At 69.1% G+C, this 26,588-nt stretch carries 21 protein-coding genes; 4 read left to right on the plus strand and 17 right to left on the minus strand.

All coding sequences use genetic code 11. The annotated features are described in order from the left end of the window. Positions 1-2 precede the first annotated feature (2 nt). The 3 genes from AC1D29_RS17005 to AC1D29_RS17015 are packed head-to-tail and all read right to left on the minus strand — an operon-like array spanning position 3 to position 3,872. Complete coding sequence (locus AC1D29_RS17005; RefSeq protein WP_477899486.1) at positions 3-659, minus strand: OmpA family protein; 657 nt, start codon at positions 657-659, stop codon at positions 3-5. Continuing rightward, positions 652-3,195 carry a coiled-coil domain-containing protein gene (locus AC1D29_RS17010; protein WP_477899488.1) on the minus strand — a complete coding sequence of 848 codons (2,544 nt, stop codon included), beginning with the start codon at positions 3,193-3,195 and terminating at the stop codon, positions 652-654. The genes AC1D29_RS17005 and AC1D29_RS17010 overlap by 8 nt, the downstream gene beginning before the upstream one ends. Next, the gene (locus tag AC1D29_RS17015) at positions 3,195-3,872 is read right to left on the minus strand and encodes a DUF3348 family protein (RefSeq protein WP_477899490.1); all 678 of its coding nucleotides are present in this window, start codon (positions 3,870-3,872) and stop codon (positions 3,195-3,197) included. Before AC1D29_RS17015 ends, AC1D29_RS17010 begins: the two co-directional genes overlap by 1 nt. 134 nt (positions 3,873-4,006) lie before the next feature. On the opposite strand from AC1D29_RS17015, the gene dmeF reads away from it, so the two are divergent. The 3 genes from dmeF to AC1D29_RS17030 all read left to right on the plus strand — a co-directional run bounded on the left by dmeF (position 4,007) and on the right by AC1D29_RS17030 (position 7,010). Then, complete coding sequence (gene dmeF, locus AC1D29_RS17020; protein ID WP_477899492.1) at positions 4,007-4,963, plus strand: CDF family Co(II)/Ni(II) efflux transporter DmeF; 957 nt, start codon at positions 4,007-4,009, stop codon at positions 4,961-4,963. After that, entirely contained in the window at positions 4,963-6,084 is a 1,122-nt protein-coding gene (locus AC1D29_RS17025; RefSeq protein ID WP_477899494.1) for a threonine aldolase family protein, read from the plus strand. The genes dmeF and AC1D29_RS17025 overlap by 1 nt, the downstream gene beginning before the upstream one ends. A 143-nt stretch (positions 6,085-6,227) precedes the next feature. Then, a complete protein-coding gene (locus AC1D29_RS17030) occupies positions 6,228-7,010 on the plus strand; it encodes a fibro-slime domain-containing protein (RefSeq protein WP_477899496.1) in 783 nt (260 codons plus the stop codon). 42 nt (positions 7,011-7,052) lie between these two features. Here AC1D29_RS17030 and AC1D29_RS17035 read toward each other — a convergent pair whose 3' ends face one another. The 8 genes from AC1D29_RS17035 to AC1D29_RS17070 form a co-directional block, all read right to left on the minus strand. Next, positions 7,053-7,940 (minus strand): alpha/beta hydrolase, encoded by an 888-nt coding sequence (locus AC1D29_RS17035; RefSeq protein WP_477899498.1) that lies wholly within the window; start codon positions 7,938-7,940, stop codon positions 7,053-7,055. A gap of 97 nt (positions 7,941-8,037) precedes the next feature. After that, on the minus strand, positions 8,038-8,304 hold the full coding sequence (gene infA, locus AC1D29_RS17040) for a translation initiation factor IF-1 (protein WP_477899500.1): 267 nt from the start codon (positions 8,302-8,304) through the stop codon (positions 8,038-8,040). A gap of 84 nt (positions 8,305-8,388) precedes the next feature. Beyond that, a complete protein-coding gene (locus AC1D29_RS17045) occupies positions 8,389-8,610 on the minus strand; it encodes a hypothetical protein (RefSeq protein ID WP_477899502.1) in 222 nt (73 codons plus the stop codon). A gap of 80 nt (positions 8,611-8,690) precedes the next feature. Beyond that, positions 8,691-8,903 (minus strand): cold-shock protein, encoded by a 213-nt coding sequence (locus tag AC1D29_RS17050; protein WP_477899504.1) that lies wholly within the window; start codon positions 8,901-8,903, stop codon positions 8,691-8,693. A 343-nt stretch (positions 8,904-9,246) separates the two neighbouring features. Next, complete coding sequence (locus AC1D29_RS17055; protein ID WP_477899506.1) at positions 9,247-10,863, minus strand: outer membrane protein assembly factor BamB family protein; 1,617 nt, start codon at positions 10,861-10,863, stop codon at positions 9,247-9,249. 235 nt (positions 10,864-11,098) lie between these two features. After that, positions 11,099-11,470: a hypothetical protein gene (locus tag AC1D29_RS17060; RefSeq protein WP_477899508.1), complete on the minus strand. Its 372-nt coding sequence runs from the start codon at positions 11,468-11,470 to the stop codon at positions 11,099-11,101. A gap of 622 nt (positions 11,471-12,092) precedes the next feature. Continuing rightward, the gene (gene trhA, locus AC1D29_RS17065; protein ID WP_477899510.1) at positions 12,093-12,779 is read right to left on the minus strand and encodes a PAQR family membrane homeostasis protein TrhA; all 687 of its coding nucleotides are present in this window, start codon (positions 12,777-12,779) and stop codon (positions 12,093-12,095) included. A gap of 136 nt (positions 12,780-12,915) precedes the next feature. Then, positions 12,916-14,190 carry a phospholipase D-like domain-containing protein gene (locus tag AC1D29_RS17070; protein WP_477899512.1) on the minus strand — a complete coding sequence of 425 codons (1,275 nt, stop codon included), beginning with the start codon at positions 14,188-14,190 and terminating at the stop codon, positions 12,916-12,918. A 229-nt stretch (positions 14,191-14,419) separates the two neighbouring features. Between AC1D29_RS17070 and AC1D29_RS17075 the strand changes: the two genes are divergently transcribed. Next, positions 14,420-17,011: a cellulase family glycosylhydrolase gene (locus AC1D29_RS17075; protein ID WP_477899514.1), complete on the plus strand. Its 2,592-nt coding sequence runs from the start codon at positions 14,420-14,422 to the stop codon at positions 17,009-17,011. A 71-nt stretch (positions 17,012-17,082) separates the two neighbouring features. On the opposite strand, the gene AC1D29_RS17080 is transcribed toward AC1D29_RS17075, so the two are convergent. The 6 genes from AC1D29_RS17080 to AC1D29_RS17105 all read right to left on the minus strand — a co-directional run bounded on the left by AC1D29_RS17080 (position 17,083) and on the right by AC1D29_RS17105 (position 26,576). Beyond that, positions 17,083-17,529, minus strand: a complete 447-nt coding sequence (locus AC1D29_RS17080; RefSeq protein ID WP_477899516.1) for a hypothetical protein — start codon at positions 17,527-17,529, stop codon at positions 17,083-17,085. A 191-nt stretch (positions 17,530-17,720) separates the two neighbouring features. Beyond that, complete coding sequence (locus AC1D29_RS17085) at positions 17,721-18,566, minus strand: hypothetical protein (protein WP_477899518.1); 846 nt, start codon at positions 18,564-18,566, stop codon at positions 17,721-17,723. 141 nt (positions 18,567-18,707) lie between these two features. After that, on the minus strand, positions 18,708-21,263 hold the full coding sequence (locus tag AC1D29_RS17090; RefSeq protein ID WP_477899519.1) for an AAA family ATPase: 2,556 nt from the start codon (positions 21,261-21,263) through the stop codon (positions 18,708-18,710). Between the two features lie 502 nt (positions 21,264-21,765). Next, positions 21,766-22,902: a porin gene (locus tag AC1D29_RS17095; RefSeq protein ID WP_477899521.1), complete on the minus strand. Its 1,137-nt coding sequence runs from the start codon at positions 22,900-22,902 to the stop codon at positions 21,766-21,768. 239 nt (positions 22,903-23,141) lie between these two features. Further along, positions 23,142-25,625 carry a TonB-dependent receptor gene (locus AC1D29_RS17100; protein WP_477899523.1) on the minus strand — a complete coding sequence of 828 codons (2,484 nt, stop codon included), beginning with the start codon at positions 25,623-25,625 and terminating at the stop codon, positions 23,142-23,144. 9 nt (positions 25,626-25,634) lie between these two features. After that, a complete protein-coding gene (locus AC1D29_RS17105; RefSeq protein WP_477899525.1) occupies positions 25,635-26,576 on the minus strand; it encodes a beta-propeller fold lactonase family protein in 942 nt (313 codons plus the stop codon). Positions 26,577-26,588: the final 12 nt, after the last annotated feature.

Consider the following 26,588-nt stretch of genomic DNA (forward strand, 5'->3'; position numbering starts at 1 on the left):
CGTCAGGCCGGTGCCGAGGCCGCCGCGCGCTTGGGCCGTGGCGTCGGCGCGATCTCGACACGCCGGTTCAGCGCCCGGCCCGCCGCGTCGTCGTTGGACGCGACTGGCTGCTGCGGCCCGAAGGCCGCGGCGAACACGGCGTCCGGCGGCAGGCCCTCGGCCATCAGCGCGCGCGCCACGTTCAGCGCGCGCTGGGCCGACAGCTCCCAGTTGTCGGCGAACTTCGGCGCGCCCTTGCCGCTGATCAGGCCGCGGTCATCGGTGAAGCCGCTGACCATCAGGATCTCGTCGCGCTGCGCGAGGTAGGTGCGCAGCGGCACGGCCAGGCTCTTGATCAGCGCCCGGCCGTCGGCGTGCAGCTGATCCGAACCGATGGCGAACAGCACCGCGCCACTGATGCCGATGCGGCCTTCGATCAGCGTGATGCGGCCATCCGCCAGCGGGCCGGCCAGCGCGCGCTCCAGCGCCTCGCGGCGCTGCTGCTCGGCTTGGCGCTGCTGCACCTCGGCCTCCAGCCTTGTCGCCAGGTCCAGCTGGCCCACCAGCGCCGCGCCCAGCACCAGCACGAAGGCACCCAGCACGCCGGCCATCAGGTCGCCGAACGCGGCCCAGGCCGGCGCGCCGACGCCTTCCTGCTCCATCTCCAGCGGCTCATCCATGCGAGCTCGCCTGCAGCGCGTCCAGCACCTGCTTCTGCGACCCCAGGCACAGGTCGATGACCTCGCGCGCCTGGGCCACGTAGTAGCCCAGTTGTTCGTCGCTGCGTGTCATCGCACCGGCCAGGCGCTCCTCCAGCGCGGCCAGGTGCTGCACCAGCTGCGCGTTGGCACCCTGGAACTGCGCCACCGCGGCGCCGAAGCCTTCGCCCAGGCTGCCCATCTCGGCGGCGCTGGCGGCCAGGTGCGTCGCGGCGTCGGCCAGCGTCTGGCCGGTCGCATCGGCCTGCGCGGAGAAGCGCTGGCCCAGCGCTTCGAGCTGCGTTGCCGAGCTGCCGACCAACGCATCGATGGCCGCGCGCTGCTCGCCGGCGGCCTGCTGCAGCGCGGCCAGCAGCGTCGCCACGGTCTGCATCAGCTCGGCGCGCTCGGCCAGCGCGGCGCGGTCCTGGGCCTGGCTCTGCGCCAGCTGCTCTCTCAGCGCGGCCACCACCTCGACGGCCGCGCGCGGCGCCTCGCCGGCGGCCTTCAGCAGCGCGCCCGCTTCGCTCAGCGTCGTCTTCGCCTGGGCTTCGGTCTGCGCGACCAGGTCGCGCGTGTGCTGCAGCAGGCCGTCGGCCAGTTGCTGCTGATGTGCGAGCTGGCCGGCGCCCGCGGCCTGCAGCTCGCTGCGCCAGGCGGCCAGGCGCTCGGCATCGTGGCTGGCGTGGGTCGCCTGCAGCTGCGTGTGGGCCGCGGCAATGGCGGCGATGGCGGCCTGCGTCTGCGCCGTGAAGCCGGCGGTCAGCTCGGTCAGCGCGTCCTGGGCGCGCTGGCCGCTGGTGGCCAGCAGCTGCTGCGCGGCTTCGCGCTGCGCGGCCAGCAGTTGTTCGTTGGCGTCGCGCTGCCGGGCCAGGGCCTCGGCGTCGGCGCGGGCGCCGGCACGCGCTTCAGCGTCCAGCTCGGCCTGCAGGGCCGCGTGGCGGGTCTGCGTGGCGGCGATGCGGTCCAGCAAGTCCTGGGTCTGGGTCGCGAAGCCGCTGGTCAGCTCGGTCAGCGCGTTCTGGGCGCGGGCGCCGCTGTCGGCCAGCAACTGCTGCGCGGCCTCGCGCTGGGCGGCCAGCAGCCGTTCGTTGGCCTCGCGTTGCTGCGCCAGCGCCTGGGCGTCGGCCTGGGCTTCGGCGCGGCGTTGGGCGTCCTGTTCGGCCTGCGCGGCCTGCTGGCGGGCCTGGGCCTCGGCCAGCCGGTCCAGCAGCGCTTGCGTCTGCGCGGCGAAGCGCTCGGCCGTGTCGGCCAGGGCCTGGCTGGCGGCGGCGCGCTGTTCGGCCAGCGCGGCGATCTGGCCCTGCAATGCCGCGGCGCGGGCGGCATCGGCCTCGGCCTGCGCCGCCTGCTGGCGCGTGGCGGCGTCGTTCAGCGCGGCGAGCAGCGCCTGCGCCTCGCCGGCCCAGCGGTCACCCAGCTGTTGCACGGCCTGCTGCGTCGCGCTGCCGGTGTCGGCCAGCAGCTGCAGCGCCGCCTCGCGCTGCCGGGCCAGGCCGTCGGTCTGGGCCTGGGCGGCGGCTTCGCCCTGCTGCGCGATCCTGGCCACGCCGGCTTCGAACTGCGCGCTCAAGCGTCCCAGCTGCTCGCCCACCTGCGTGCCCACGCGCTCATGCAGCGCCCCGGCCTCGCGGGCGATGCCGGCCATCGCGGCCTCGGCGGCGGGCTGGATGGCCGCGCCGGCCAGGCGGGCGCTCTCGGCCAGGCTGGTGCGCAGCGTCGCGTCCACGCTGCCGGCCAGCGCCGTGTAGGCCTGGCGGGTCTCGCCATGGAAGCGGTCGTTCTGCGCGGCCAGCTGCTCGGCCATCTGCTGCGCGAACCGCTGCAGCTGGGCGACCAGCTCGAGCTGGTGCTTCTGTGCGGCTTCGGCGGCGGCCGCGTCGGCGGCCTTCTGGTCCAGCGCGCGGCGGTGCGCCGCCGTCAGCGGCTGCAGCCGGCCCAGCAAGGCCACATCCAGCCGGCCGGCCACGGCGGCGCGCTCGCGCCGCGCCAGCGCCACCATCAGGCCCAGCATGGCCGAGGCCGTCACGCCGGCCACCGACGCGCTGAACGCCAGCCCCAGGCCTTGCACCGGTGCGCCCAGGGCGGCCCGCAGCGCGTTCAGGTCGGCCGTCGCGCTGAGCGCATTGGCCGTGCCCGACAGCGTCAGCACCAGGCCGATGAAGGTGCCCAGCATGCCCAGCAGCACCAGCAGGCCGGCCAGCGCGGGCGCCAGCGACAGCCCCGGCAAGGCCACGCGCAGGCCTTCCAGCCGCTGCTGCACGCTGGCGCGCAGCGTGACGGGCAGCGTGTCGACCCAGTTGGCGGTCGGCTCGGCGTCCAGCGCGCCGTCCAGCTCGCGGTGGGCGCGGCGGTAGGTGTTCAGCTCCAGCACGCCCAGCACGTAGAAGGCCGCGATCAGCAGCGTCATCGCCAGCGCCACCGGGTGGTGGCGGGCGGCGGCCAGCGCGGCGCCGGCAATGCCCGCGAGGCCGGCGGCCAGGGCGAGGGGGTAGAGGGCGTGCAGGAAGCGGTTCATCAGGGGGCGTCTTGGCGCAGGGCTTCGATGAGGCCCAGCACCGGTTGAAGTCTCAGGTCCAGCTCGGCCTGCAGCGCGCGCTGCAGGTCGGCCCAGAAGCGGGCGCGCCAGCGGCGCGGGTCGGCGGCGTGGTGGGTTTCGGCGCGCCGCGTCAGCAGCGCGGGCAGGCCGGCCAGCGCCTGGCGCTCCTGCGCCGCCAGCGCGCGCTCGAACACGGCGTCCAGCTGCGCCAGGCGCGCGAGCGCGCCGGAGGCCTCGGCCAGGTGCGGGCGCAGACGCTCGCGCAGGCTGCCCACGCGGGCGGCCATGCTGCGCTGCTGCTGGGCGTGGTGCAGGCGGTAGGGCGCCAGCAGGTCGGCCAGCGGCAGGCCCTCGGCGGCCGGCTCGGCGGACTCCAGTGCCAGCAGCGCGTCGTCGAAGGCGGCCGGCAGCTCGGTCTGCACGCGCTCCAGCGCAGCGTCGGCCCAGGCGATGGCCGCGCGGCGGGCGCCGGCGTCTGCCGTGGCCGCGGCGGGCGTGGCCAGCACCTGCGACAGGCCGATGGCGTCCGCCCAGCCCAGCAGGCCGCCCAGGCGTTCGGCCACCGGCGCGGTGGGCAGGGGTGCGACGCCCCATTGCAGCAGCAGGCGCGCCAGCGGCTCGGGCGCCGGGGTCGGGGGACTGCTGAGGGCTTGCATGGGGTGAGGTCTGGCGCTCACGCGGGTGCGCGAGGAAAAAGGGCGAGAGTTTAGTGAACCCCGATGGGCAAGGCCTTGGCGGGCCGTCGGCGGCCCCCGCCTTGGGCGTCATGCGGGCGGCGCAGAATGCCGACATGCATGCGCACGACCTCGCCGAATGGCGCCACGACCACGTCTTCGACAGCGGCAACATCGCCGGCGAGCGCGGCACCCGGCGGGTGATGTGGATCACCGCCGCGATGATGCTCGTCGAGATCGCCGCGGGCTGGCACTACAACTCGATGGCGCTGCTGGCCGACGGCTGGCACATGAGCAGCCACGTCGTGGCCATCGGCCTGAGCGCCTTCGCCTACGCGGCCGCGCGCAAGCATGCGGCTGACCCGCGCTTCGCCTTCGGCACCTGGAAGATCGAGGTGCTGGGCGGCTTTGCCAGCGCGGTCTTCCTGCTGCTGATTGCCGCGCTGATGGTCTGGGGTTCGGCCGAGCGGCTGCTCAGGCCCGAGCCCATCCACTACCCCGAGGCGCTGGCCGTCGCGGCGCTGGGGCTGCTGGTCAACCTCGGCTGTGCCCTCATCCTCGGCAATGCCCACCATCACGGTCATGGGCATGGACACGGACATGACCACGATCACGAGCATCACCACCATCACCACGACCTCAACCTGAAGTCGGCCTACCTGCACGTCATCGCCGACGCCGCCACGTCGGTGGCCGCCATCGCGGCGCTGGCCGGCGGCTGGTGGCTGGGCTGGGCCTGGCTGGACCCGGCCATGGGCATCGTCGGCGCCGTCATCGTCGCGGTCTGGGCGCGCGGCCTGATCCGCGAGACCAGCAAGGTGCTGCTGGACCGCGAGATGGACCATCCCGTCGTCGACGAGATCCGCGAGGTCATCGCCGAGCGCGGCGCGGGCGGCGAGACGCTGATCGCCGACCTGCACGTCTGGCGCGTCGGCCGTGCCACCTATGCCTGCGCGCTCAGCGTCGTCACGCACGACGCCCAGCTGACGCCGCGCCAAGTGCGCGAGTGGCTGGCCGTGCACGAGGAGATCGTGCACGCCACCATCGAAATCCACCGCTGCGAAGCCCACTGATGCCGTCTGCCGCCAACGATGCCAATGCCGCCGTCACCGACGTGGAGTTGCGCAACCAGTGCACGCGCTGGCTGAACGGCCACCGGCCGCTGCTGAACATGCGCGACTCGCTGCTCGCGCTGGCCGAGCTGCCCGAGGCCGCGCTGGCGCTGGACGTCTACGGCCAGGGCCGGGCCATCCAGGCGCTGGAGGCCGAGGTGGCCGCGCTGCTGGGCAAGCCGGCAGCGCGCTTCATGCACAAGGGCGTGGCGGCCCAGCTCGCGGCGCTGCGCGTGCATTGCGGCGAGGGTGACGGCCCCGTGGCCCTGCATCCGCAAAGCCATATCGCCATCGACGAGGCCGAGGCGTTCGAGAAGCTGATGGGGCTGCGTGGGCTGTGCATCGGGCATCTGAACCAGCCCCTAGACAACGAGGACCTGGCTGCTGAACCCGAAGACCCTGCCGTTCTGGTTGTCGAACTGCCGCTGCGTCGCGCGGGCTACCTGTTGCCCTCATGGGAGGACCTCGTCAACGTCAGCGACTGGTGCCGCGCGGCGCGGACAAAACTGCACTTCGACGGCGCGCGGCTCTGGGAGGCCGCGGCGCACTACGGCCGCCCGCTGGCCGAGATCGCCGCGCTGGCCGATTCGGTCTACGTCTCCTTCTACAAGGGCCTGGGCGGCCTGGCCGGCTGCGTGCTGGCCGGCAGCGAGGACTTCATCACCGCCATCGCGCCCTGGCAGACGCGCCTGGCCGGCAATGTCTTCACGCTGTACCCCATGGTGCTGAGCGCGCTGCAAGGCCTGCGCACGCAGCTGCCGCGCATGCCCGCCTACCGGCAGCGCGCCCGCGGCCTGGCCGCGCTGCTGGCCGCGCAGCCCGGCTGGCGCGTGGCGCCCGAGCCGCCGCAGGTCAACGCCTTCCAGCTGCACCTGCCGGTCGCGCCCGACGCGCTGCGCGAGGGCCTGCTGGCGGTTGCACGGCGCGACGGCTTCTGGCTGGGTGCGCGGGCCGTGGCGTCGCACGTCATCGCCGGCGGCGCGATGGTGGAGGTCGTCATCGGCGACGCGGCCGACGGCTGGCGCGACGAGGAAGCGTTGGCCGCATGGCGGCTCGCGGTCGCGGCGGCCCGCGCCGCATGAGCCGTCCGGCGCTGTCGACGCCCTTGACAGTCTGCCGGCATCGGCCGCGTCGGCTGGGGCTAAGGCCTTGATTGCAAAAGAAATGACGGGCGTGGCATCAGTTTTGCGTGGTTGAAGGAATCAATCAGCCCTGCGAGACCGCCATGTCCAAGTTGCTCACTGTTGTCGCCGCGCTGGCGGCCGCCCTGCCGCTGGCCGTGCAGGCGGCCCCGATCACGCTGACCGGCACCATCCGCGACTTCAACTTCGTCAACACCACGTCCGGCGGCGTCGGCGGCCACCCGGACTTCGAGGCCTACCTCGGCAGTGCCACCGGCATCGTCAAGTCCACACTGGGCCCGGACGGCAAGCCCGTGCTGTCGGCCAACCACCCCACGGTGACCAGCGACGCGTCCTTCGCCCAGTGGTACCACGACGATCCCAGCGTCAACCGCACCGGCAGCATCACGATCACGCTGGACCCGATCACGGCGACGACCTACCAGTTCAGCAGCAACAGCTTCTTCCCCATCGACGGCCAACTGCTGGCGCAGGGCCTGGGTGGTCACAACTTCGGCTTCACGACCGAGTTCCACACCAACTTCACCTACCAGGCTGGCAACAACGACAGCTTCGCCTTCACCGGCGATGACGACGTCTGGGTCTTCATCAACGGCATCCTGGCCATCGACCTGGGCGGCGTGCACGGCGCTGCCGGTGCCAGCGTCGACCTGAACGCCCAAGCCGCGGCGCTGGGCCTCGTGGACGGCAGCAACTACACGCTGGACGTCTTCCAGGCCGAGCGCCACACCAGCGGCTCCAACTTCACGATGACCACCTCGCTGCAGCTCGTCACGACGCCCAACGGCGTGCCCGAGCCGGCCTCGCTGCTGCTGGTGGCTGGCGGCCTGCTGGCGGCCGGTGCGGCGCGCCGCCGCCGCGGCTGAGGTCAGCCCACCCCGCAGACGGCCGCCCTCGGGCGGCCGTTGTCATGGCGAGGCCGCGGCGGGCGCGTCGTTGACGAAGCCCGCCACGTCGTCCAGCACCGGCGCCAGCCAGCGCAGCGGCGCACCCAAGGCGGCGATCAGCGTCACGTGGTTGACGCGGTCGTAGAGCTTCACCGTCACCGGCACGCCGGCGGCCTGCAGCCGCGAGGCCAGGCCCAGCGTGTTGCGCCGCGGGTCCACCAGCGTGTCGTCCTTGGCGGCGCCGAGGAACGTGCGCGGCGCCGCCGCGCCGGCGTGCTCCAGCGGCTGCGTGCCTGGCGGGTAGTCGGGATGGAAGAACACCGGCTGCGCGTCCGGGTTGGTCATGGGCAGGAAGTCGTAGGGCCCGGCCAGGCCGACGAAACCGGCCAGCTCGCGCGGCGTGTGGCCCGTGGCCGCCAGCCAGCGCGGGTCTAGCGCCAGCATGGCGGCGTTGTACGCCCCGGCGCTGTGGCCCATCACATGGACGCGCCGCGGGTTGCCGCCCAGGCCCTGGGCATGGCCCAGCCCCCAGGCCAGCGCGGCGGCGCTGTCGCGCAGGAAGTCGGGGTAGCGGACCTCGGGGTAGAGGCGGTAGTCGGCCACCAGTGCCAGCATGCCGCGCGCGGCCAGCGCCTCGCCGACGAAGGCGAAGTCGCCGCGCTCGCCACGGTTCCACGAGCCGCCGTAGAAGAACACCACCACCGGCCAGCCACCGGGCGGTGCTGCGCTGCTGGGGCGGTAGACGTCCAGCTGCTGGCGCGGGCCAGGCCCGTAGGCCAAGCCGGTCGTGCGCGTGTGCGTGCTGCCGGGCGCCAGCGCGTTCAGCACCCGCACGGGGGCGCATGCCACCAGCGCGCCCACGAGCACGATGGCCGCGAGCAGCAGCAGGCAGGTCTTCAACGGGGGCATGGCCGGTCTACGCAGCGGTTGCAGCGCTGGATGCCCCAAAAGCAATCGGCCGCCAGGCGTGCCATGGCGGCCGATCGAGGACGAGGGACGGGAGCGCTTAGCGGCGCTGGCCCGAGCCACCGCCGGTCGGCGCAGGGCCGCGGCGTTCCAGGTGGCGGAAGGTGATGCGGCCCTTGCTCAGGTCATAGGGCGACATCTCCAGCGACACGTTGTCGCCGGCCAGGATGCGGATGTGATGCTTGCGCATCTTGCCGCCCGTGTAGGCGATGACCTGGTGGCCGTTCGTCAGCGTGACGCGAAAGCGCGAGTCGGGCAGGACTTCATGGACGACGCCCTGCATTTCAATCAGTTCTTCTTTGGCCAAGTGTGGGGCTCCGCTACAGAGAGGTTGAACGAAACGCCGAGCACGTGGTCGTGCCGGCGGGAGGCGCTGCTGGAGCGCGTGCAATCAATGGCAATGCGCCCAGGCCAGGCCTTGGGCCTTGGCGTAGCGCAGCGCCGCCTGCGGGCTGCCGAACTGCGGCGTGAACCGCATGACACGGTCCACGCTGGCCATGCCACGTCCGGAGCGGATCGACACCAGCGCGTCGAAACCGCCGCCCTCGCGGGCCTGCGTCATGGGCGAGACCAGAAAGCGTCCCACCTCGATGTTGTTTTTGTTGTTATGCATTTTCTTCTTCTTTTTGTATTGCCGCACGCCGGCACATGCCGGCTGCGGCAGTTGGCGGGCGCACATGCGCCCGGGCAACGTCAGAGCGTGCGGATGTTCGAAGCCTGCGGGCCCTTCAGGCCTTGCGTGGATTCGAACTGCACCTTGGCGCCTTCGGCCAGCGAGCGGAAGCCGCCGCCGTTCTTGATTTCGCTGTGGTGGGCGAAGAGGTCCTTGCCGCCGTTGTCAGGCGTGATGAAGCCGAAGCCCTTGCCGTCGTCGAACCACTTCACGGTGCCGGTTTCTGTAGTCATGGTGTTTCCTTGGGAAATGTGTAGATGGATAAAAACCCTCCGCTGGCGTCATGCCGCGCGGAGACAGAAACACTCAAGAACACTCACCGGGAGTTGAAGCTGTAGCGAGCCGCTCGCAAGAAGGGCCAGGGGGTGGCCAGCGGGGCTGCAGATAAGACCTTGAGGAAACGGTCTTGTGCGAATCTATCCGCCGAATGTACCACGCCCGTCAAGCCCTGTGTTGGGCGGTGCGTGGCGACTTGCTCGGCGCGGCGGCGTTAGATCACGCTCGGGGCGCCCAACGTGGGCGCCGCCAGCAGCGCCGGCGCCGCGACCGCGACGCCGGCCAGGGGGCGTCAGCGCGCTACCGGATCTCGAACGCGTACAACTTGTTGTTCGGCCCACCGAAGGCGCCGAACAGGTTGCTGTAGCCCGAGCCCCAGAAGACCTGGCCCTTGGAGATGGCCGCGCCCGACAGGCAGGAGCCGCCGCTGGAGAACTTCCACAGCTCCACGCCGGTGGCGGCGTCCAGCGCGTACATGTAGCCGTTGGTGCGGTCCAGGGAGCAGCCGAAGACGACGCCGTTGGTCGTCGTCACCGGGCCCGAGGTGCTGCCGCCGCCCGACGGTCGCGTCTGCCACAGCACCTGGCCGGTGGCCGCGTCGATGCCGCTCCACACGCCGCTGGTCAGGCCGCCGGCCGCGGGCCAGGGCACCATGTCGCTGTTGGCGTTGGCGGTGTAGACGCGCTTGCCGTCCACCGCCGAGCCCCACTGCAGTCCGCCGCCGGTGCCGCCGGGGCCGGCCTGGGTCACCCACTTGACCGCGCCGGTGTCCGGGTCCAGCGCCCAGTACTTGCCGCTCTTCTGGCCGGCTCCGACGACGTCGCTGGGCTTGCCCTTGCCGTTGCCCTTGCCATCGGCCTTGATGGTGAACAACGCCGGCGCCTGGCCGAAGTCGTAGTCAGGACCCGTCGGGCTCGGGCACAGGGCCGGGTCGCCGAAGCCGATGCAGGCCGCGATCCAGGTGTCGGCCGGCAAGGCCTTGGTGACCCAGCGCACCGCGCCCGTCTTCATGTCCAGCGCCAGCACGGCGTCGAAGTGGTTGTCGGCCGCGAGGCAGGCCTTGACCGCGTTGGTGTCGCTGCCCGCCGCGATGACGCACTGCCTGACCGGTTCCGGCACCGAGTAGTTGTTGCCGGTGGCGATGTAGACCTGGCCGCGCTTCACGTCCACCGCCGGCGAACTGCCCCAGATCGCGCCGCCGGAGTAGCCGGGCGGCACCATGTAGGTCTTCCAGAGGATGGCGCCCGTGTTCACGTCCAGCGCCAGCATGCTGCCGCGGAAGCTGCAGCAAAAGCCCAGCGAGCCGGCCAGCGCCTCCTCCAGCGAGGCCACGCCGACGAAGACCCGGTCCCCATGCACCGTGGCCGACTGCGTGACGATGGCGCCGAAATGGCTGTCCAGCTGCGTGGCCCACAGCAGCGCGCCGGTGTGCTTGTTGAAGGCCAGCATCTTGCCGCCCGGCCCGCCGTAGGGTGGCGGCGCAAACACATTGCCCTGCGTGCCGACGATGATCTTGTTGCCGGTGATCACCGGCGTGGCGCGGGCCTTGTCGCCCGGCGTGCCGGAGGCCGTCGCGACGACGACCTTCCAGACCAGCGCGCCGGTCTTGCGGTTCACCGCGTAGAGGTTGCCCGCCCAGTCCGGGAAATAGACGGTGTGCTCGTCAACGGCCGGCGTCGCCGAGACGTCGCCGCCGGTCGTGAACACCCATTTCTGTGCCAGCCCGCCGACGCTGTGCACGCTGATGCCGCCGTCGTGCTCCTGGTGGCGCGTGTTGCTCAGGTTCTGCCCCGCCGAGGGCCAGCCGTTGTCGCCGCCGTCGGCGTGTGCCGCCAGGGCCGCGCACATCAACCCTGCCAAAGCCAGCCCGCGCGCCGCCAACCGGCGCAGGCGTCGTCCCGCGATTTCGATCACCATGAGGTTCTCCCAGTCGAGAGTGCCGTGCGGCTTTGGAAGGGCGCCGCCTTGATGCCCCACCCCGTTCAGGCGCGCAGACCCTGGCGGGGGCCTTGCAGCGACGTTCGGAGCTGGGGTGGGATCAGACGCCTGTGCCTGCGCCCCTGCAGAGGGATTTCCCGCGCGCCGCCGGGATTCCATTCAACGCAGGGGGCCGGCGTCCTCACAACTGAGGAACAGGCCTGCCGGGCCTGGCTCAGAAGGCCACGTGCGTCGTCAGGCTCAGCCGGTTGTAGCGGCCCAGGTCCAGGTCGACCGCGTTGCGGCGCGACTCATGGCGCAGGCCCACGCGGATGCTCTCGGTCAGGTCGTAGCTCAGCTCCGCCGTGCTGTCGACACCGGTGCCGCCGCCCGGCCAGCGGTACACCAGCAGCGTGTTGTCGAAGCGCACCTTGGGGCTCAGGCGCAGGTGGTTCTCCAGCAGCAGCGAGGTGGCGCTCTCGTACAGGCGGCGGTCGTAGTTCAGCAGGTCCAGCGCGATGCGCTCCAGGTTCAGCGCCACCAGCGTGTGGCTGTCGGCCGACCAGGCCTGGCGCCAGCCCACGCCGGCCGTGGCCTGCACCAGCACGTAGTCGATGGTGGGCAGGTCGTCCGACGAGAAAGTGCTGCGCTGCAGGCGCGTGCTCAGCAGGCCCCACCCACGGCCCGTGCAGCTCGCGCACCCAGCGCAGGCTGCCGGTCTGTTCGTTGTTGTCCACGCCCTTGTCCACCACCTTGTAGTCGGCCGACAGCGCCAGCTTCAGCTCGTCGCGCCGCGAGCGCCAGGTGGCGTCCAGGTCCAGCGACAGGTCGCTGGTCGTCGAGCCGGCCTTCTGCTGCCAGTAGCCCGACACGCCGATGGACCAGTTCGCCGGCCGCCAGCCCAGGCCGTCGGACTCGGGCGTGGCGGGCGGCGGCGGGGGCGCCGCTGCCGTGGCGGGCTCCGGTTCGAAGCGCGCCTCGCCGTCGCGGAAAGCCAGCTCGCCAAAGCGATCCGTCCTCACCACGCCGCCGGTGGGCGTGCGGGCCAGCAGCACGCCGGTCAGCACGTTGCCGTCCGCGAAACGCAGCCAGCCGCGCTGCGGCACGTCGGCGGCGGCCTGCGCGTGGGCCGCGAGCTGCAGGCCGCCGGCCAGCAGCGCGGCAGCGACGCGCTTGCCCAGGCTGTGGCCGCCCGATGCAGCCGTGCGAACGCGCGCAACCATCGGCGTTCAGCCGTAGGCGTACCAGAGCGCCGCGAAGAAGTGGCAGACGCTGCCGCCCAGCACGAACAAGTGCCAGACGAAGTGCGAGTAGCGCACCCGGTTGTCCAGAAGGAAGACGAAGGCCCCCAGCGTGTAGCTCAGGCCGCCGGCCACCAGCAGCGTCAGGCCCGCCGCGGGCAGGCGCGTCACCAGCGGCCCGGCCGCGAACACCACCACCCAGCCCATGGCCAGGTACAGGCCGGTGGACACGAAGCGGTGCCTGAGCCGGTTCAGCAGCTTGATGGCCACGCCGAACGCGGCCGCGGCCCAGACGGCGATCAGCAGCGTGACGCCCGGGCCGGTGTGCAGCACGCCCAGCGTGAACGGCGTGTAGCTGCCGGCGATGAAGACGTAGATGGCCGCGTGGTCCAGCCGCAGCAGCACGGCCTTCGCGCGGCCCTGCCACAGGCTGCTGGGCAGCGCGTGGTACAGCGTGGAGACGCTGTACAGCAGGATCATCGTCGCGGCAAAGATGGCCGCGGCCACCACATCGGCCGCGCCGCCGTGGTTCATCGCGCGGATGACCAGGATGGGCAGCGCCGCGATGGCCAGCACGACGCCCAGGCCGTGGCTGATGGCGTTGGCGATTTCCTCGCCCAGCGCCTGGTCGCGGTCGGCGGATGGGTTGGGGCGGGGCGAGGGGAGCGCGGTCATGGTGCGGCGTACGGCGGCGTGGATGGGCGAAGCATGCCAGCCTGGCGTGACGGTTGCTGGCGTGCGGGGGCATGCGAGACGAGAGATGCCAGCGCCACGCCGCCGGCATCAGGGGCAAGCACTGCAAGGCCGCAGCTCAGAGCTGCGTGCGCAAGATGCGGGCGAGCCGCTCCCACAGCCGTTCCGACAAGGGGCGGTGCTGCCACTGCGCCAGCGTGATGCGGCGCGCCTTGGCCCAGTCCGCGTCGAACACACGCTGCTGCTGGCGGCCGAACTCGGCGTTCAGCACGTTCAGGTTGGCCTCGTCGTTGAGCCGGAACGAGCGGTTGTCGAAGTTGGTGGAGCCCACCGACGCGAACACGCCATCCACCACCAGGCCCTTCACATGGAACATCGTCGGCTGGTACTCGGCGAACTCGATGCCGGCCTCCAGCATCGGCCCCCAGGTGCTGCGCGACGCCTTGCGCACGGTCTCCGAGTCGATGTGGCCGCTGGGCGTCAGCACGCGGATCTTCACGCCGCGGTGCGCGGCGTCCACCAGCGTCTGGACGGTCAGGTCGTCGGGCACGAAATAGGAGTTGGCCAGGTCGATGGTCTTGCGCGCCGCCGTGATGGACAGCAGGTACATCAGGTGCATGCTCTCGCTGCCGCCGCTGGGCGAGCTGCTGAACATCTGCGCGACATAGTCGCCCGTCGGTGCCAGCGCCGGGAAGTAGGCCTCGCCGTGCAGCACCTCGCCGGTCGCGCGCATCCAGTTGTCCAGGAACACCGACTGCATCTGCGCCACCACCGGCCCCGTCACGCGGTAATGCGTGTCGCGCCACTCCGTCTCGTTGCGGGCGTGGCCGCGCCACTGGTCGGCGATGCCCACGCCGCCGGTGAAGCCGATGCGGCCGTCCACCACCAGCAGCTTGCGGTGCGTGCGGTTGTTCATGCGGCCCCAGTTGGCCCAGCGCGGCTCGTGGAAGCGCTCGCACACCACGCCGGCGGCTTTCATCTCGTCCAGCATCGCCTGGTCCATCTTCATGCTGCCCACCCAGTCCAGCAGCACGTTCACCTTGATGCCCGCCCGCGCGCGCTCGGTCAGCGCGTCGACGAATTCCCGCCCGATGCTGCCCGACCAGTAGATGTAGGTCTCGAAGTTCACCGTGGTGCGCGCCGAGCGGATCGCGGCGAGCATGGCCGGGAAGATCTCGTCGCCGTTCAGCAGCGTCTCCACCTGGTTGCCCTCCACCAGCGGCGGGCCCAGCAGGGCGCTCAACGCGCGGCGGAACTCCGCGTCGTCGGTCTCGTACAGCTTGGGCAGCTTCTGGTCGATCTTCTTCTCATGGCTGCCCAGGTTCTGGAACAGCAGCACGCCCAGCAGCGTGACGATTGCCGTCGCCAGGATGGCTACCCAAGTGGAAGTCATTGCCGCCTTTGTCATGTGGTTCTACGCCGAGTCCTGCCCCGCGCGGGCCGCGGGCCGGCCCTGCCTCAACGGTTGCCGGCTGCGCTGATGCTAGGCAGCGCCGGGCCGTCATGGCGTAGGCGGGTGCCGCGTCATCGACGCGCGGGTTGCGGAAGTTGACACGCCATCGCTGCCTCTCCGATACTGAATTGGAACCGGTTCCAAACAAACAGACAAACGGAGACAAGACGTGGATCAACGATGGATCGGACGAGGCGCCGCTGTGGGTCGCCTCGGCGGCGCCCTGCGCGGCGCATGGTTGGGCAGCCTGCTGGCTGCCGCTTTGCTGGCGGGCTGTGGCGGCGGCTCGGGCGCCGGCGCGGCGACACCAACGCCCACCACCCCCACCCCGACGCCCACGCCGGAGCCACTGGCCCTGCTGAAGACCGACGGCACGAAGTGGGTGGACGCCAGCGGCAAGCAGGTGCTGCTCAAGGGCACCAACCTCGGCAACTGGCTGGTGCAGGAGTTCTGGATGATGGGCCAGGGCGGCAACGGCGTGACCGACCAGTGCACGCTGGAGGCCAAGCTGACCGAGCGCTTCGGCCATGACGAGAAGGAGCGCCTGATCAAGCTGTTCCGCGACAGCTGGATCACCGAGCGCGACTGGGACCAGCTGAAGGCCTTCGGCTTCAACGTCGTGCGCCTGCCCATCCTGTGGAGCGTCATCGAAGACGAGAAGAAGCCCAAGACGCTGCGCGCCGATGCCTGGAAGTACCTGGACTGGAGCATTGCCGAAGCCAAGAAGCGTGGCATCTACGTGATCCTGGACCTGCACGGCGCGCCCGGCGGCCAGACGCCCAACGACCACACCGGCTGCGCCGGCCAGAACAAGTACTGGACGGATGCCGATGCGCAGGAGCGCACGCGCTGGCTGTGGCAGCAGATCGCGACCAAGTACAAGGACGAGCCCGTCGTCGCGGCCTATGACCCGCTCAACGAGCCCTGGGGCTCCACCGCCGAAGCCATGGTGACGCGCGTGGAGGACCTGTACCAGACCATCCGCGCCGTCGATGCCAAGCACATCGTGCTGCTGCCCAGCCACTACGGCAGCATCGATGGCTATGGCAACCCGACGGCCAAGGGCTTCACCAACGTGGCCTTCGAGATCCACCCCTACCCGGGCCTGTTCGGCGACCGGCCGGGTGACACGGCCTACATGGTCCACCGCGACTGGCTGCGCTGCGGCCCCACCGGCACCACGGGCGTGTGCGCCTACAACAAGCAGGTCAGCGACCTGAAGATCCCGCTGCTGGTCGGCGAGTTCCAGCCCTGGCAGGGCGCGGGCCTGGACCTGGGCGGCCAGATCGGTCGCGCCACCTACGACACCTACGCCAGCTATGGCTGGGCGTCCACGTCGTGGGCCTACAAGCTGGTCAGCCCGGCCGGCGGTTCGGGCAAGGGCACGTGGGGCATGGTGACCAACGCGGTCAACACCAACTTCGACACTGGTGTGGGCATGGTCGCCAAGGCCAGCACCTGGGACTGCGCCGGCTGGGACGCCAGCTTCGCCAACGCCTGCGCGGTGAAGGCGCCCGCCATCAAGGTGGGCGGCACGGGCGCCAAGACCTACTACTTCGTCATCAAGAGCGGCGCGGTGGGCGGCAGCAACCCGGACGTGACCTTCGACAAGATCAGCATCGTCGACGCCGCCAGCAACGCCGAAGTCATCACCAACGGCGGTTTCGGCTCAAGCACGGGCTGGACGCCCCTGACCATCAGCGGCAGCCTGAACCTGGACTTCAACGACGCGACCGCCGGCAAGGCCCCGACAGGCAGCGACGGCGCCGTGCTGCGCGTGACGCGGCCGGCAGGCGTGACGGGTGAGATCAACGGCGGCGTCTACCAGGCCGTCACGCTGCAAGGCGGCAAGACCTACACGCTCAGCGGCGTGTTCAAGGACAACGGCAGCGCCAACACCTGGGCCGAGATGTACCTGCTCGACAAGCCGCCGGTGCAGGGCAAGGACGTCATCGACATGAACGGCAAGGTGGACTTCACCACCGCCACCGTGGCCGAGATCGAGGCCTTGTTCAAGAGCTACGCCACGCAGGCCAACGAGCCGCACTCGGGCCTGGCCCAGTGGCTGGTGAGCGCCACGGCGCCGGAGGTCTTCCAGCTGCCGGCGCGGCCTGCCGGACTGAAGCTGACCGAGGGCGCGGGCGGCAACGCGCTCAGCTGGACCGCCAGCACGGACGCCAAGGTCACCGGCTACAACGTCTACCGCGCCAGCAGCGCGGCGGGCAACTACGCCAAGCTGGCCGACAAGGTCGCGACCGCCACGCACGCCGACAGCACCGCCGTCCCCGGCACGACCTACTACTACGTGGTGACGGCACTCACGGCCGCCAACGAGAGCTTCTACAGCGACGCCGTCAGCACCACGCTGCAGTACGTGCCCGTGCCGGCGACGATCCAGGCCGAGGCTTTCACCGCGATGAGCGGCATCGAGCTGGAGAACTGCAGCGATGCCGGCGGCGGGCAGGACGTGGGCCACTTCGACCCGGACGACTACATCGAGTTCAAGATCAATGTCGCCACCGCCGGCCAGTTCACCCTCGACTACCGCCTGGCGACCGCCAACGGCAGCACCGGCTTCGAGGTCTGGGTGGACGGCGTGAAGGCGGTGAACGTGATGGCCGTGCCCAACACCGGCGGCTGGCAGGCCTGGGTCACGCAGACCAGCGCCCCCTTCGCCATGACGGCCGGCAACCACACGCTGCGGCTGAAATCCATCGGCAAGGAATGGAACCTGAACTGGCTGAAGGTGAACGCCCAGTAGGCCGGCTGGAAGCGGTGAATTAACAAGCCGACATGCATCGCTGCCTGTCGGCTTTTTTCCCCCTGGCCCGCTTACTTCAGCACCAGCTCCTGCAACTCCATGCTGCCCGCCAGCTTGCGCATCACCTTGCGCTCGCCAGACGCCGCTTCCATCTTGTGCGGGTCCATGGCCATGAAGGCCTCGTACTTCTTCTGCAACTCCAACTGCTGCGCCGTCGTCAGATAGTCCTTGGACTCGATGGCCAGGATCAGGTCGGGCTCGCCCTCGCGCGGGTTGTTCACCTGGAACACGTGGTACGACACGATGTTGCCCTCCTTCTTGCCGAACTCGTTGTTCTTCTTCCAGGTCTTGGCCAGGAAGTCCATGTAGGTCTCGAACTGCCCGGGCTCGACCTTGACGCTGGAGAAGTTCCACACCGTGCTCGGCTTGTAGCTGGACTCCTGCGCGAATGCCGCAGCGCCAACCATCACCCAAGTTGCCGCCAACAGCCCCGTCCGGATGTGCTTCGTGAAGTTCATGTTGAAGACCTCCTCACCTGTCGACGCCGGTGAATGCGTTCGCGCGGTGGTGCGCCGAGGCACTGTGCGCCTGCGGCCCCGTTTGCGGTGAGGTGGGTGGCGCCAGCGCGGCGAAGCGTCCTTCATCTTCAGGATGGCCATGGGGCAGCAGGGGCGGGCGCCCGGGCCTGCGGCCCGCGTGCGCCGTCAGTTCAAGCCTCGGCCACCAGCACGAAGGCCGGGGCCCAGAAGTAGTCGCTGATGTGCGCCAGGCGCTGCACCCGCCAGCCCAGGGCTTCGAGCTTGTCGCGCCACACGGGCATCGGGTGCTCCCAATTCGTCGCGGCCGTCTGCGCGTCGAGCTGGCCGAGAAACATCGGCACGAGAAAGCCCTGGGCGACGAGGTCGCGCGTGTTGCCCTCGTACTCGCCCAGCGCGCGCTCGTAGCGCTGCGCGAGCGAGGCCACGTAGGCGTCAGTGCCGCGCTGCAGGTCGGGAATGTCGAACTCCACGATCACCAGCCGCCTCACGTGGGCGCGCAGCCGCGCGAGGCCGGCCCAGCGTTCCGGCTCGGGGATGGCCTGCAGCGCGAAGGTGGCCTGGGCGAGGTCCCAGCGGTGGTTGCTGTCGTCAGGCCCGAGCTTGGCAGCGAAGACGCCCAGGCCCTCGTTCAGCGCCTGCACGGGCAGCGCAGGCTGCTCCGATTGGGCGCGCGCCATGGCGCTGGCTAGCAGCGCGCTGGCCGGCTCCACCAGTGTCAGGCGCGCCAGCGCGTGCGAGTGGGATGCCGCGGCCAGTGCCGGAAAGAGGGCATGGCCGTCGCCGCAGCCGATGTCCAGCAGCGAGCGGACGTGGGGCGTGTAGTGGCTCGCCAGCTCCGCGCTGACGCGCTCATACAGGGGCACATTGCCGCCGCCGCGGATGAAGGCTTCGAAGGCGGCGGGGGAGGTGTAGACCTGCGTGCCTTCCGACTGAGCGGCGTGCTGGCGAAGGGAGGTGGTCAGCAGCGGGAGATCGATCGCTGCGCGTTGCAACGTGATGATCAGGTCAATTGCCATGCCAACTTTAGGTTTGAGGCCTGCGTCCGACCTATGCCCTCGAACTGCGCCGCTATTTGCTGGCGTGCTTGGTCCGCAACGGCCTGCGCGTCGAGGCCTGCAATGTGAACTGATCATCGCGCGAAACAGCACTTCAAGTATTCAAGCACGCCGTCGAATATCCGTAAGTATGTTTTCTAGACTCTCAATGGATTTATCGGAGGATTTCCCAACCCATTCTCTGACTTCCGTAGTTTTGCGTTTGATCGTGCTGGCTGTGGCATGTTTCGCCAACTCTTCGAATTTGCTGTCCCATGAAACGATCCATCCCCATTGCGCCCATTCTCGCTCGGCCGCCAGTCCTGAGCCCATAGGTTTACTTGGATGACGATCCTCTGGATCTGGAAACGGGGTGGTGAGCTGATTGCATTGCTCCAAAACATAGCCGAGCGGGCGACTTGCCACCAGCTTTTCGTTCGAGCCTCTGAACCACCCGTCCATCATGAGAGCGGTCATGCCCAGCCCCGCGGTTTTGGCGCTTACCTCAAACAATCGACTTTCATTGATCTTGAGTTTCCTGCCGACTATGAATTTTTCGGCAGCCAATCGCAGGTATCCGAGGCGAGAAAGTGGGTCTGGCGGATACACCCCAACCTTCTCATCGAATCGACCCTGCCGGGTTGCGGCTTCGTCCAAGGTTCCAATTAAATTCGTAACCAGCGCATAGGCCACTGATCGGTATTTGGCGCTTTCGCTCAAAGCCTTCAATTTCGGCAGCATGCCAGGAGTTAAGAATGAGAAGGCGTTTGATTCTCCGGTGTTGGAGTGATTGCGCCGCTTAAGTACTGGGTCGAATTCATCGAGAATAATAACTGCGCGCGTCAACAGAGAGAGAGCTTCGAAAACGGCTCGGGCACGCTGTTCGATGGCGTCGGCACCGAGTTTCGAGAGGTCGCTTGGAGTGACTTCAACCAGTGGACATTCACATGAAACGGCGAGCGCTTCAAGAAGCGTCGTTTTGCCGGTCCCGGCGGGTCCGTGCAGAACAATGGAATGCAATCTATCCACTGGGCCCGTTCGGAGCACGTGGGCTCGCATCCTTTGCAAAGTCAGCGCAACGGATGACCGAGAGTATTTATTGACTCGTGAATCACTCACGCTTTTGGCGCTCGCCAAGCCGTAGTCTGAAAAGAAAAGGTTTTCCAGTTTCGGTCCAGCGACCGAACGTTTGACGCTGAAATGCTCTAGTACGATTTGGTTGATGTGCTCGTCAAGGACGGCATTAATCATGCTGAGGGTATCCACCGCGCATGCCGTCGACCACAAGCGCGCGCCTTCTACAGATCGATCATGCTCGCTGCGCCAGCCGTCCACCTGGCCATTGGACGGGTTTTTGACTAGGCGATCTTCAAAGAACGGCAGAAAGCGCGATGCAATTTCCTCTGGCATGTCGAAGCCGGCGAAACGGATGAGCTCGCTCGCGGCTTTGAGCAAGAACGTATTGCTTGCCACCAAGTCTGAACCGCGTTCTAGCCGGTGGAACGGTCGCTTGTTGCGGCCGCCCCCATCAGGCTCAATGCAGCTGAAAACAATATTAGTAGCTTTTGCGATGCGGGCAGCGTCCGCGTCATTGTTGGGTATCCCGAACTCGCAATAGCCCGTTGCTGCAAATGCTAGTTCAACGGGCTCACATATTCTTCCCAATCCATCTCCATGCCGGGTCAGTTGATGGTCGATGACGTTGGAGAGATACCCCCTGCAAGGAGCGGCGATACGATGGATGGCTTCTGCTGCTCTGTTGAACAGGTCCGACATCGATTGCCAGTCCTTTAACTGAGAAAGGCGGATTGCTTCATTTGTATAGTCTACGACGCTGCGAATCGTCGCGAGTCCGCGGTCATGGCCTATGCTGGTGAGCAACTCCTTGCGAGCGCGCTCTTGAGCCAAAGCTTTTTCGTCTGGAAGCTGATCCAAATCGCGATCGCCTCCTCGCCTCCGCATGGCGGCTGGGAGAATGTCATTTTCCCGGTGTACGGTGATGTCGATCGTGGCGGATTCCGACTGAGTGAGGATATTTTTTAAGTCGGCTTCAATTTTTTCAGGGAATATTTTTTCTAGAAATGTGCCCAGTTGCGATGGATCTTTCGGCCAGTCGATCTGTATAGCCGCGCCTTTCGAGAGTTTCGCGAGCGTGATACTTGCCGCTAGCCGCGTGTGTTCGCAATGGACCTCCTTCCATTCCGGAGGCACTTTTGAAGCGGCAATAGCGTGCTCTTCCAATGACATGGCGTGGACTGCACTCAGCAATTCCGCAGTGCGGCGCAGCACGCGTTCAACGGATAGTATTGACTTGACACACTGAGCCGTGGTGTAAGCGGATGGCCATCCAATTGGAGAAACGCGCGCCGAGCCTAGCGTCCAATCCCCCGGATAGATTCTGTATATTTCTACGATCAAAATATATATGGCCAGAAATGTGGGGCGGGTCAAGGTCAGCGACCCGGATTCGCATGCCAATGCCACAAGTTGAGCCGCCGTGAGAGTCTGGAAATCGTCAGCCAGCAGCTGGGCGATGCTGATGTTCTTGACTAGATCCTCTGCCCGCTTTTGAGTGGTTCCCGGCGCATGGGCCTCGAGGACCCGGATCGCCGTCAATTTATGAATTAGATCTTTTTTGGCTGATTTTTCCTCTGTCAGCAGTTTGTCGAGGGCAACCATCCCAAGATCCCTGAGTTGTGCGCTTCGTCTCCGCACGGCATCCAGTTTTCGCAAAGTGGGAATGTGAGACTCGATATCGTGTGTCGTCGGCAGTACGGTTTGCACGTGATCCCTCCCTGGTGTTTGCATTTGGAATTCCAGCTCTGAGCCGCAGCCCTCACGCTGGCAGTGCTCAGGCCGAGTCACCCGCTGTTTTGGGGCTCAAATCGAAGGTTGACCCTAAGGCGCAGTACACGCGCACCGCATCCTCACTTTTGAGCATGTTGTCCCGCAGGTCGGCTGACGTGAGCGTCCGTGCGGAGTGTTCCCGTTAGTCCCGCGGGCGCCGCACGCAGAAACAGCCTCCACTCGTGAACTTCGCGCACACATTCCGCGGCATCTGGCGTCAGTCTCACGTCACAACCTAATGCGACAAGTGGACTGCTCCCGCAGCCGCCGGCGCTCAACCTAGGCAATGACTTTCCCAGCGCCACCGCAGCATTGCCACGATGGCGCCAAGGCGTCAGAAAAACACGATCCCCCCCAACGCCACCCCATTCATCCGCGCCGAGTTCCCCACCACCGGCTTGGACGTCGTGCGGCTCAGTTCCCCCACCAGCGTCACGCTCTTTGTCAGCCCGTAGTACAGCCCCGCCGTCACATTGGTGTTGCCGCGCAGGTCGCTGGCCGCGCCGTCCTTGAGCTTGCTCTCGCCCCAGTTGAGGCCCAGCTTGGTCTTGGGCGTGGCCTGCCAGGTGGCTTGCAGCAGCACATTGGTCTGCTTGCGGTTGCCGCTGTCGCTGTCGGACAGCACGCCCAGGCCTTTGCCAGACTGCAGGTTGGCCGCAAAGCCCAGCGCGCCGGCCGTCACGCTGGCGCCCACCTCCACGCCGTTCATCGTGAAGCCGGTGTTGGCGGGGCCGTCGAACTTCTGGCTCTTGGCGCCCAGCCAGGCCTTGCCGCCGCTGAACGCGACCGTGGCCAGCGCCTGCAGCTGCGGCGAGTTGCGGCCGGTGAAGGCGGTGCCGGCGGCGTCCACGGGGCTCACCAGCGCGACGGTGGCCGAGAAGCCGCCGCTGGCGGGCAGGCTGTAGGCAACCTGGCCGTAGGTGCCCAGGTAGGTGTAGCCGGAGCCGATGTGGCCCAGCGTGACGCGGTTGCGCTGCGTGGCGCTGACCGGTGCGCCGGCGCCCAGCAGCGTCATGTCGCCGAGGATGGCGGTATGGCCGAACAGGCCGTAGTCGCGGCCCAGCTTGACGGTGCCCATGTCGGCGTTGCCGAAGGTGACAAAGCCCTGGCGCACGTCGACGTTGCTGTTGTTGGAGATGGCGTCGCCCGACGCGACGGCCGCGCCGATCATCAGCGTGGCGCTGATGTCCAGGCCTTCCTGGCGCGTCTTGGCCGTGGTGGTCAGCGCGTTGGGCAGCAGGCCGTTGCCGATGACCGTGCGGCCGGTGGTGCCGCCGCAGCCCAGGCCCTGGGTGGCGAGCGCGAGGCCGCCCACCGCCTGCGAGCCGGAGCAGCTGGTGTGCGTGTAGTAGGCGTTGACGATGCCGCCGATGTTGAGGTCCCATTCGCCGGCCTTGAGTTCGACGGCGTGGGCTGAGCAGCCGGCGATGGCGAGTGCGGCGGCGATGAGGGTGCGGGTGTTGCTGTTCATGTTGTCTCCAGTGGTGTGAATGGCCGCAGCGCTTTGCGCAAGCGCTGTGCCAGTGCCGGGATGGAGCGGATGGGGTGCGCGGGCGTTGCCGCGCGGCGCAGTGGGGACAGCGGCGCGTGCCGCGCTGGCACGCCGTCGCGGGTCGGCCCGGACGCACGGTGTTGCTTGGCCTGCCCGCGCCGCTGTGCCGCGCCGCAGCGCACGTGTGACAGCGCGCAGCAGCGGGCGAGGGCTTGCGCCTAGAAGTCGACCTTCACGCCGACCGACAGGCTGCGCGGCGCCCCCGGTGCGTAGAAGGTCGCATGGCGCAGCGGCCGGTCGCCGTTGGCGTTGGCCGGGAAGGGCCGGCTCTGGAAGCGGCCCGCCTCGTCGAAGCCCGTGGGCCCGAGCTGCGCGGCGCCGGCGTAGTCGCGGGCCAGCAGGTTGCTGACCTGTGCGAACAGCTTGACCCCCTTGGCCGGCCGCCAGGCGGCGTTGACGTTGACGACGGCATAGCCGGCGCTGTGGCCGGGCCCGAGGTAGTGGTTGCCGTCGGGCGCGTGCTGGCCGTTCTCGTTGCCACGCGCCAGGGCCCGGCCCATCGCGATGGCGTCGGCGCCGAAGGACCAGGCGTCGCCCAAGTCGACGTCGGCGTAGAGCTTGAGCATGTGGCGCGGCACCAGCGGGATGCGGTCGCCGGGCCTGATGCCGATGTGGCCGTCCACGCCGGGCAAGCCGGCCTGCGCCGCATCGTTGCTGCTGTTGGACGGGCCGTTGACGAGCTCGGCGCTGCGGTAGGTGGCGTCCAGCAGCGTCAGGTTGGCGCCCGCCGTCACGCCGTGGGCCGGCTGGCCGCTGACGCTCAGCTCCACGCCCTGGCGGCGCGTCCTGCCGAAGTTCCTGAAGTAGCCGAAGCCGGCCGCGTCGTCGGCGACGAACAGCAGGTCGTCGCGGTTGTCGGCGCGGAACAGGCCCAGGCTCCACGCCAGCCCGCCGGCCGTGCCGCCGCGGATGCCCGTCTCCATCGTCGTCGTGACGACCTGCCGCAGCGGCGGGTCGCCGGCAAAGGCATTGGGCAGCTTGCAGGGGTTGGCCGGGTCGGCGCAGCCCAGCTCGATGGACGACGGGTCGCGGCTGCCCTGGTTGAGGCCGGCCCAGAGGTGGAGGCCGGCGCTGGGCGTGAAGGTCAGGCCGATGGCCGGGTTGACGCGGCTGAAGCGGTGATCGCCGTCCAGCGAGCCAGCCCGGCCGCCGGGCGTGATGGCATCGCGGTTGCGCACCGTGGTCTGGTTGTAGCGGCCGGACAGCGTCAGCTGCGTGCCGTGGGCCACCGTCAGCACGGTGCTGGCGAACAGGCTCAGCGTGCGCGTGCGGCCGACCAGGTCCACGCGCGTGTCGTAGGGCGCGCCGTCCACGTCGCCGCCGCTCACGCCATCGCCGAAGGCACCGACGCCGGTGACGCTGCGGTCGGCGTTCAGGTAGCCCAGCTCCGAGCCTTGCACGAAATGGCTGCGGCTGAAATCCGCCGCCGCGCCGATCAACGACTGGCTGGGCAGGCCCAGCAGCGGGCCGTCGTGGCTGAGCTGGGCGGTGATGCCATGGTTGCGCTGGCGGGTGCGCGTCCGGTGGATGACGCCATTGCATTTCTCGGCCGGCTCGTCGCGCAGCAAGGCCTGGGCGATGCAGCGCCAGCTCGGGAAGGGCGTGTTGGCCGCGCTCTCGCCCGCGGTCGGGAAGCCGCTGTAGCCGCCGGCCGCCAGCGCGGCGCGCTCGGCGGCGTTGGGTTGGTGGAGCGACTGGTCCAGCGCGTCGTCGTTGAGGTCGCCGTTGTGCGTGCGCGTGCGCATGCCGCGGAAGTAGGCGTTGCCGGCCAGCGTCCAGTGCGCGCCCAGCGTCTGCTGCAGCGCGAGGTTCAGGAACAGCGAGCGGTTGCGCGTGATGTCGGGCCGCGTGTAGACGCTGGCGCGGTCGCGCGCCAGCAGGCGCTGCTCCTGCAGGCCGTTGCCGTTCAGGCGCGTGTCGGCGAGCGAGGCGGTCCCGGTGACGTCGGCATCGCCCACCTGCCCGCCCAGCTTGCCGAACAGCTGGGCCACATCGGACGGCGACTCGGCCCGCCAGCCGCGCTCGCGGAACTTGTTGCCGGTGACGAACCAGTGCGTGCCGCCGGCGTCAGCGCCGCCGTGCTCGAACTCCGCGGCGCGCCGGCCGTGCGAGCCGGCCAGCAGCTGCACCGACGTGCCGGGGTGCTTGAGGCCGTCCTTGGTCTGCAGCGTCAGCGCGCCGCCCAGCGTGTTCAGGCCGAACAGCGGGTTGGAGCCCGGGTGCAGCGCCATCGACGCGATGGCGGACTTGGGGATCACGTCCCAGCTGACGACATCGCCGAAGGGCTGGTTCAGCCGCACGCCGTCCATGTACAGCGACAGGCCTTGCTGCGTGCCCAGCAGCGGCGAGGCCGTGTAGCCGCGGAAGTTCACATCCGGCTGGAAGGGGTTGCCCTGCATCTCGTTGAGGTGGACGCTGCCCAGGCGCCGGTTCATGAAGCTGCCCAGGTCCGGCGCCTGGCTGCGCTCGAGGTCGGCCGCGCGTGCGGTCTGCAGGTGGGCGGCGATCTGCTCGCGCGGCACGTCCACGCCGGGCACCGGCGACACGCCCACCACCTCCACCCGCGCCAGCTGGATCTGCGCGCCGGCCATGGGCGGGGCGAGCAGGGCCAGGGCGGCCCAGCAGAGCGTGGCGTGGCGCATCGGTGGGCGTCAGCGGATCACCACGCCCCAGGGCAGCTTGCCCACCACCACCTCGGCCACGCGCTGCAGCGTTTCGGTGTCGATGACCGACACGGCGCCCGAGCGGCCGCAGGCCACGTAGAGCTTGCGGCCGTCGGGCGTCAGCGCCATGTTCCAGGGCCGCTGGCCGACCGGGATGGTGGCGACCAGGGCCATGCGTTGCACGTCCAGCACCGAGACGGTCGCGTCGCCGCCGTTGGAGATGAACACGCGCTTGCCGTCGGGGTGCACGCTGATGCCGTTGCTCTTGGGCCCGGCCATGAGCTTGTCCTGCACGGTGAAGGTCCGCGTGTCGATGACATAGATCTCGCTGGACATCTCGGCGGCGACGAAGGCGTGCCGGCCGTCCGGCGAGAAGCCGATGCCGCGCGGCCGCGTGCCGACGGGGATCTGCGCGACCTGGGTGCGCTTCTCGACGTCGATGACATCCACCGCACTGCCCTCCTCGGCACTGACCAGCACCCAGCGCCCGTCGGGGCTGAAGACGGCGTGCTCGGGGTTCTTGCCGCGCACCTTGACGGCGAAGCTGCGCGTCATCGTGCGGGTGTCGACGAAGACGATCTCGTTGGCCTCCTCGACGGCGGCCGTCACCCAGCGGCCGTCGGGCGACTGGCCCAGGCCTTCGGGCGATTCGCCCAGCGGGATCTCGCCCGCCTGGCGGCGCGCGGCCAGGTCGATGACGACCAGCCGGTTGCCGGGCTGGTCGCTGACGTAGGCGCGCCGGCCGTCGGGGCTGATGACGGCGCCGCGCGGCTTGGCGCCGGCGGGCAGCTCGTAGAGCACGGCGTCGGTGGCGGTGTCGATGACGCTGAGCGTGCCCGAGCCCTCGTTGGACACGTAGGCCAGCGGGCCGGCATGGGCCGTGGCGATGGCCGTGACGAGCAGCGTCAGGGCGGGCAGGAGTTTTTGCATGGCAGGCCCCGT

The organism is Roseateles sp. P1_C6 (assembly GCF_056406315.1).

Coding starts and splice junctions, on each gene's coding strand:
- AC1D29_RS17010 (WP_477899488.1), bottom strand. CDS start 3,195: ATGAACCGCTTCCTGCACGCCCTCTACCCCCTCGCCCTGGCCGCCGGC.
- AC1D29_RS17045 (WP_477899502.1), bottom strand. CDS start 8,610: ATGCATAACAACAAAAACAACATCGAGGTGGGACGCTTTCTGGTCTCG.
- AC1D29_RS17015 (WP_477899490.1), bottom strand. CDS start 3,872: ATGCAAGCCCTCAGCAGTCCCCCGACCCCGGCGCCCGAGCCGCTGGCG.
- AC1D29_RS17105 (WP_477899525.1), bottom strand. CDS start 26,576: ATGCAAAAACTCCTGCCCGCCCTGACGCTGCTCGTCACGGCCATCGCC.
- AC1D29_RS17030 (WP_477899496.1), top strand. CDS start 6,228: ATGTCCAAGTTGCTCACTGTTGTCGCCGCGCTGGCGGCCGCCCTGCCG.
- AC1D29_RS17005 (WP_477899486.1), bottom strand. CDS start 659: ATGGATGAGCCGCTGGAGATGGAGCAGGAAGGCGTCGGCGCGCCGGCC.
- trhA (WP_477899510.1), bottom strand. CDS start 12,779: ATGACCGCGCTCCCCTCGCCCCGCCCCAACCCATCCGCCGACCGCGAC.
- dmeF (WP_477899492.1), top strand. CDS start 4,007: ATGCATGCGCACGACCTCGCCGAATGGCGCCACGACCACGTCTTCGAC.
- AC1D29_RS17100 (WP_477899523.1), bottom strand. CDS start 25,625: ATGCGCCACGCCACGCTCTGCTGGGCCGCCCTGGCCCTGCTCGCCCCG.
- AC1D29_RS17095 (WP_477899521.1), bottom strand. CDS start 22,902: ATGAACAGCAACACCCGCACCCTCATCGCCGCCGCACTCGCCATCGCC.
- AC1D29_RS17090 (WP_477899519.1), bottom strand. CDS start 21,263: ATGGTTGCCCTCGACAAACTGCTGACAGAGGAAAAATCAGCCAAAAAA.
- AC1D29_RS17085 (WP_477899518.1), bottom strand. CDS start 18,566: ATGGCAATTGACCTGATCATCACGTTGCAACGCGCAGCGATCGATCTC.
- AC1D29_RS17080 (WP_477899516.1), bottom strand. CDS start 17,529: ATGAACTTCACGAAGCACATCCGGACGGGGCTGTTGGCGGCAACTTGG.
- AC1D29_RS17025 (WP_477899494.1), top strand. CDS start 4,963: ATGCCGTCTGCCGCCAACGATGCCAATGCCGCCGTCACCGACGTGGAG.
- AC1D29_RS17035 (WP_477899498.1), bottom strand. CDS start 7,940: ATGCCCCCGTTGAAGACCTGCCTGCTGCTGCTCGCGGCCATCGTGCTC.
- AC1D29_RS17050 (WP_477899504.1), bottom strand. CDS start 8,903: ATGACTACAGAAACCGGCACCGTGAAGTGGTTCGACGACGGCAAGGGC.
- AC1D29_RS17070 (WP_477899512.1), bottom strand. CDS start 14,190: ATGACTTCCACTTGGGTAGCCATCCTGGCGACGGCAATCGTCACGCTG.
- AC1D29_RS17055 (WP_477899506.1), bottom strand. CDS start 10,863: ATGGTGATCGAAATCGCGGGACGACGCCTGCGCCGGTTGGCGGCGCGC.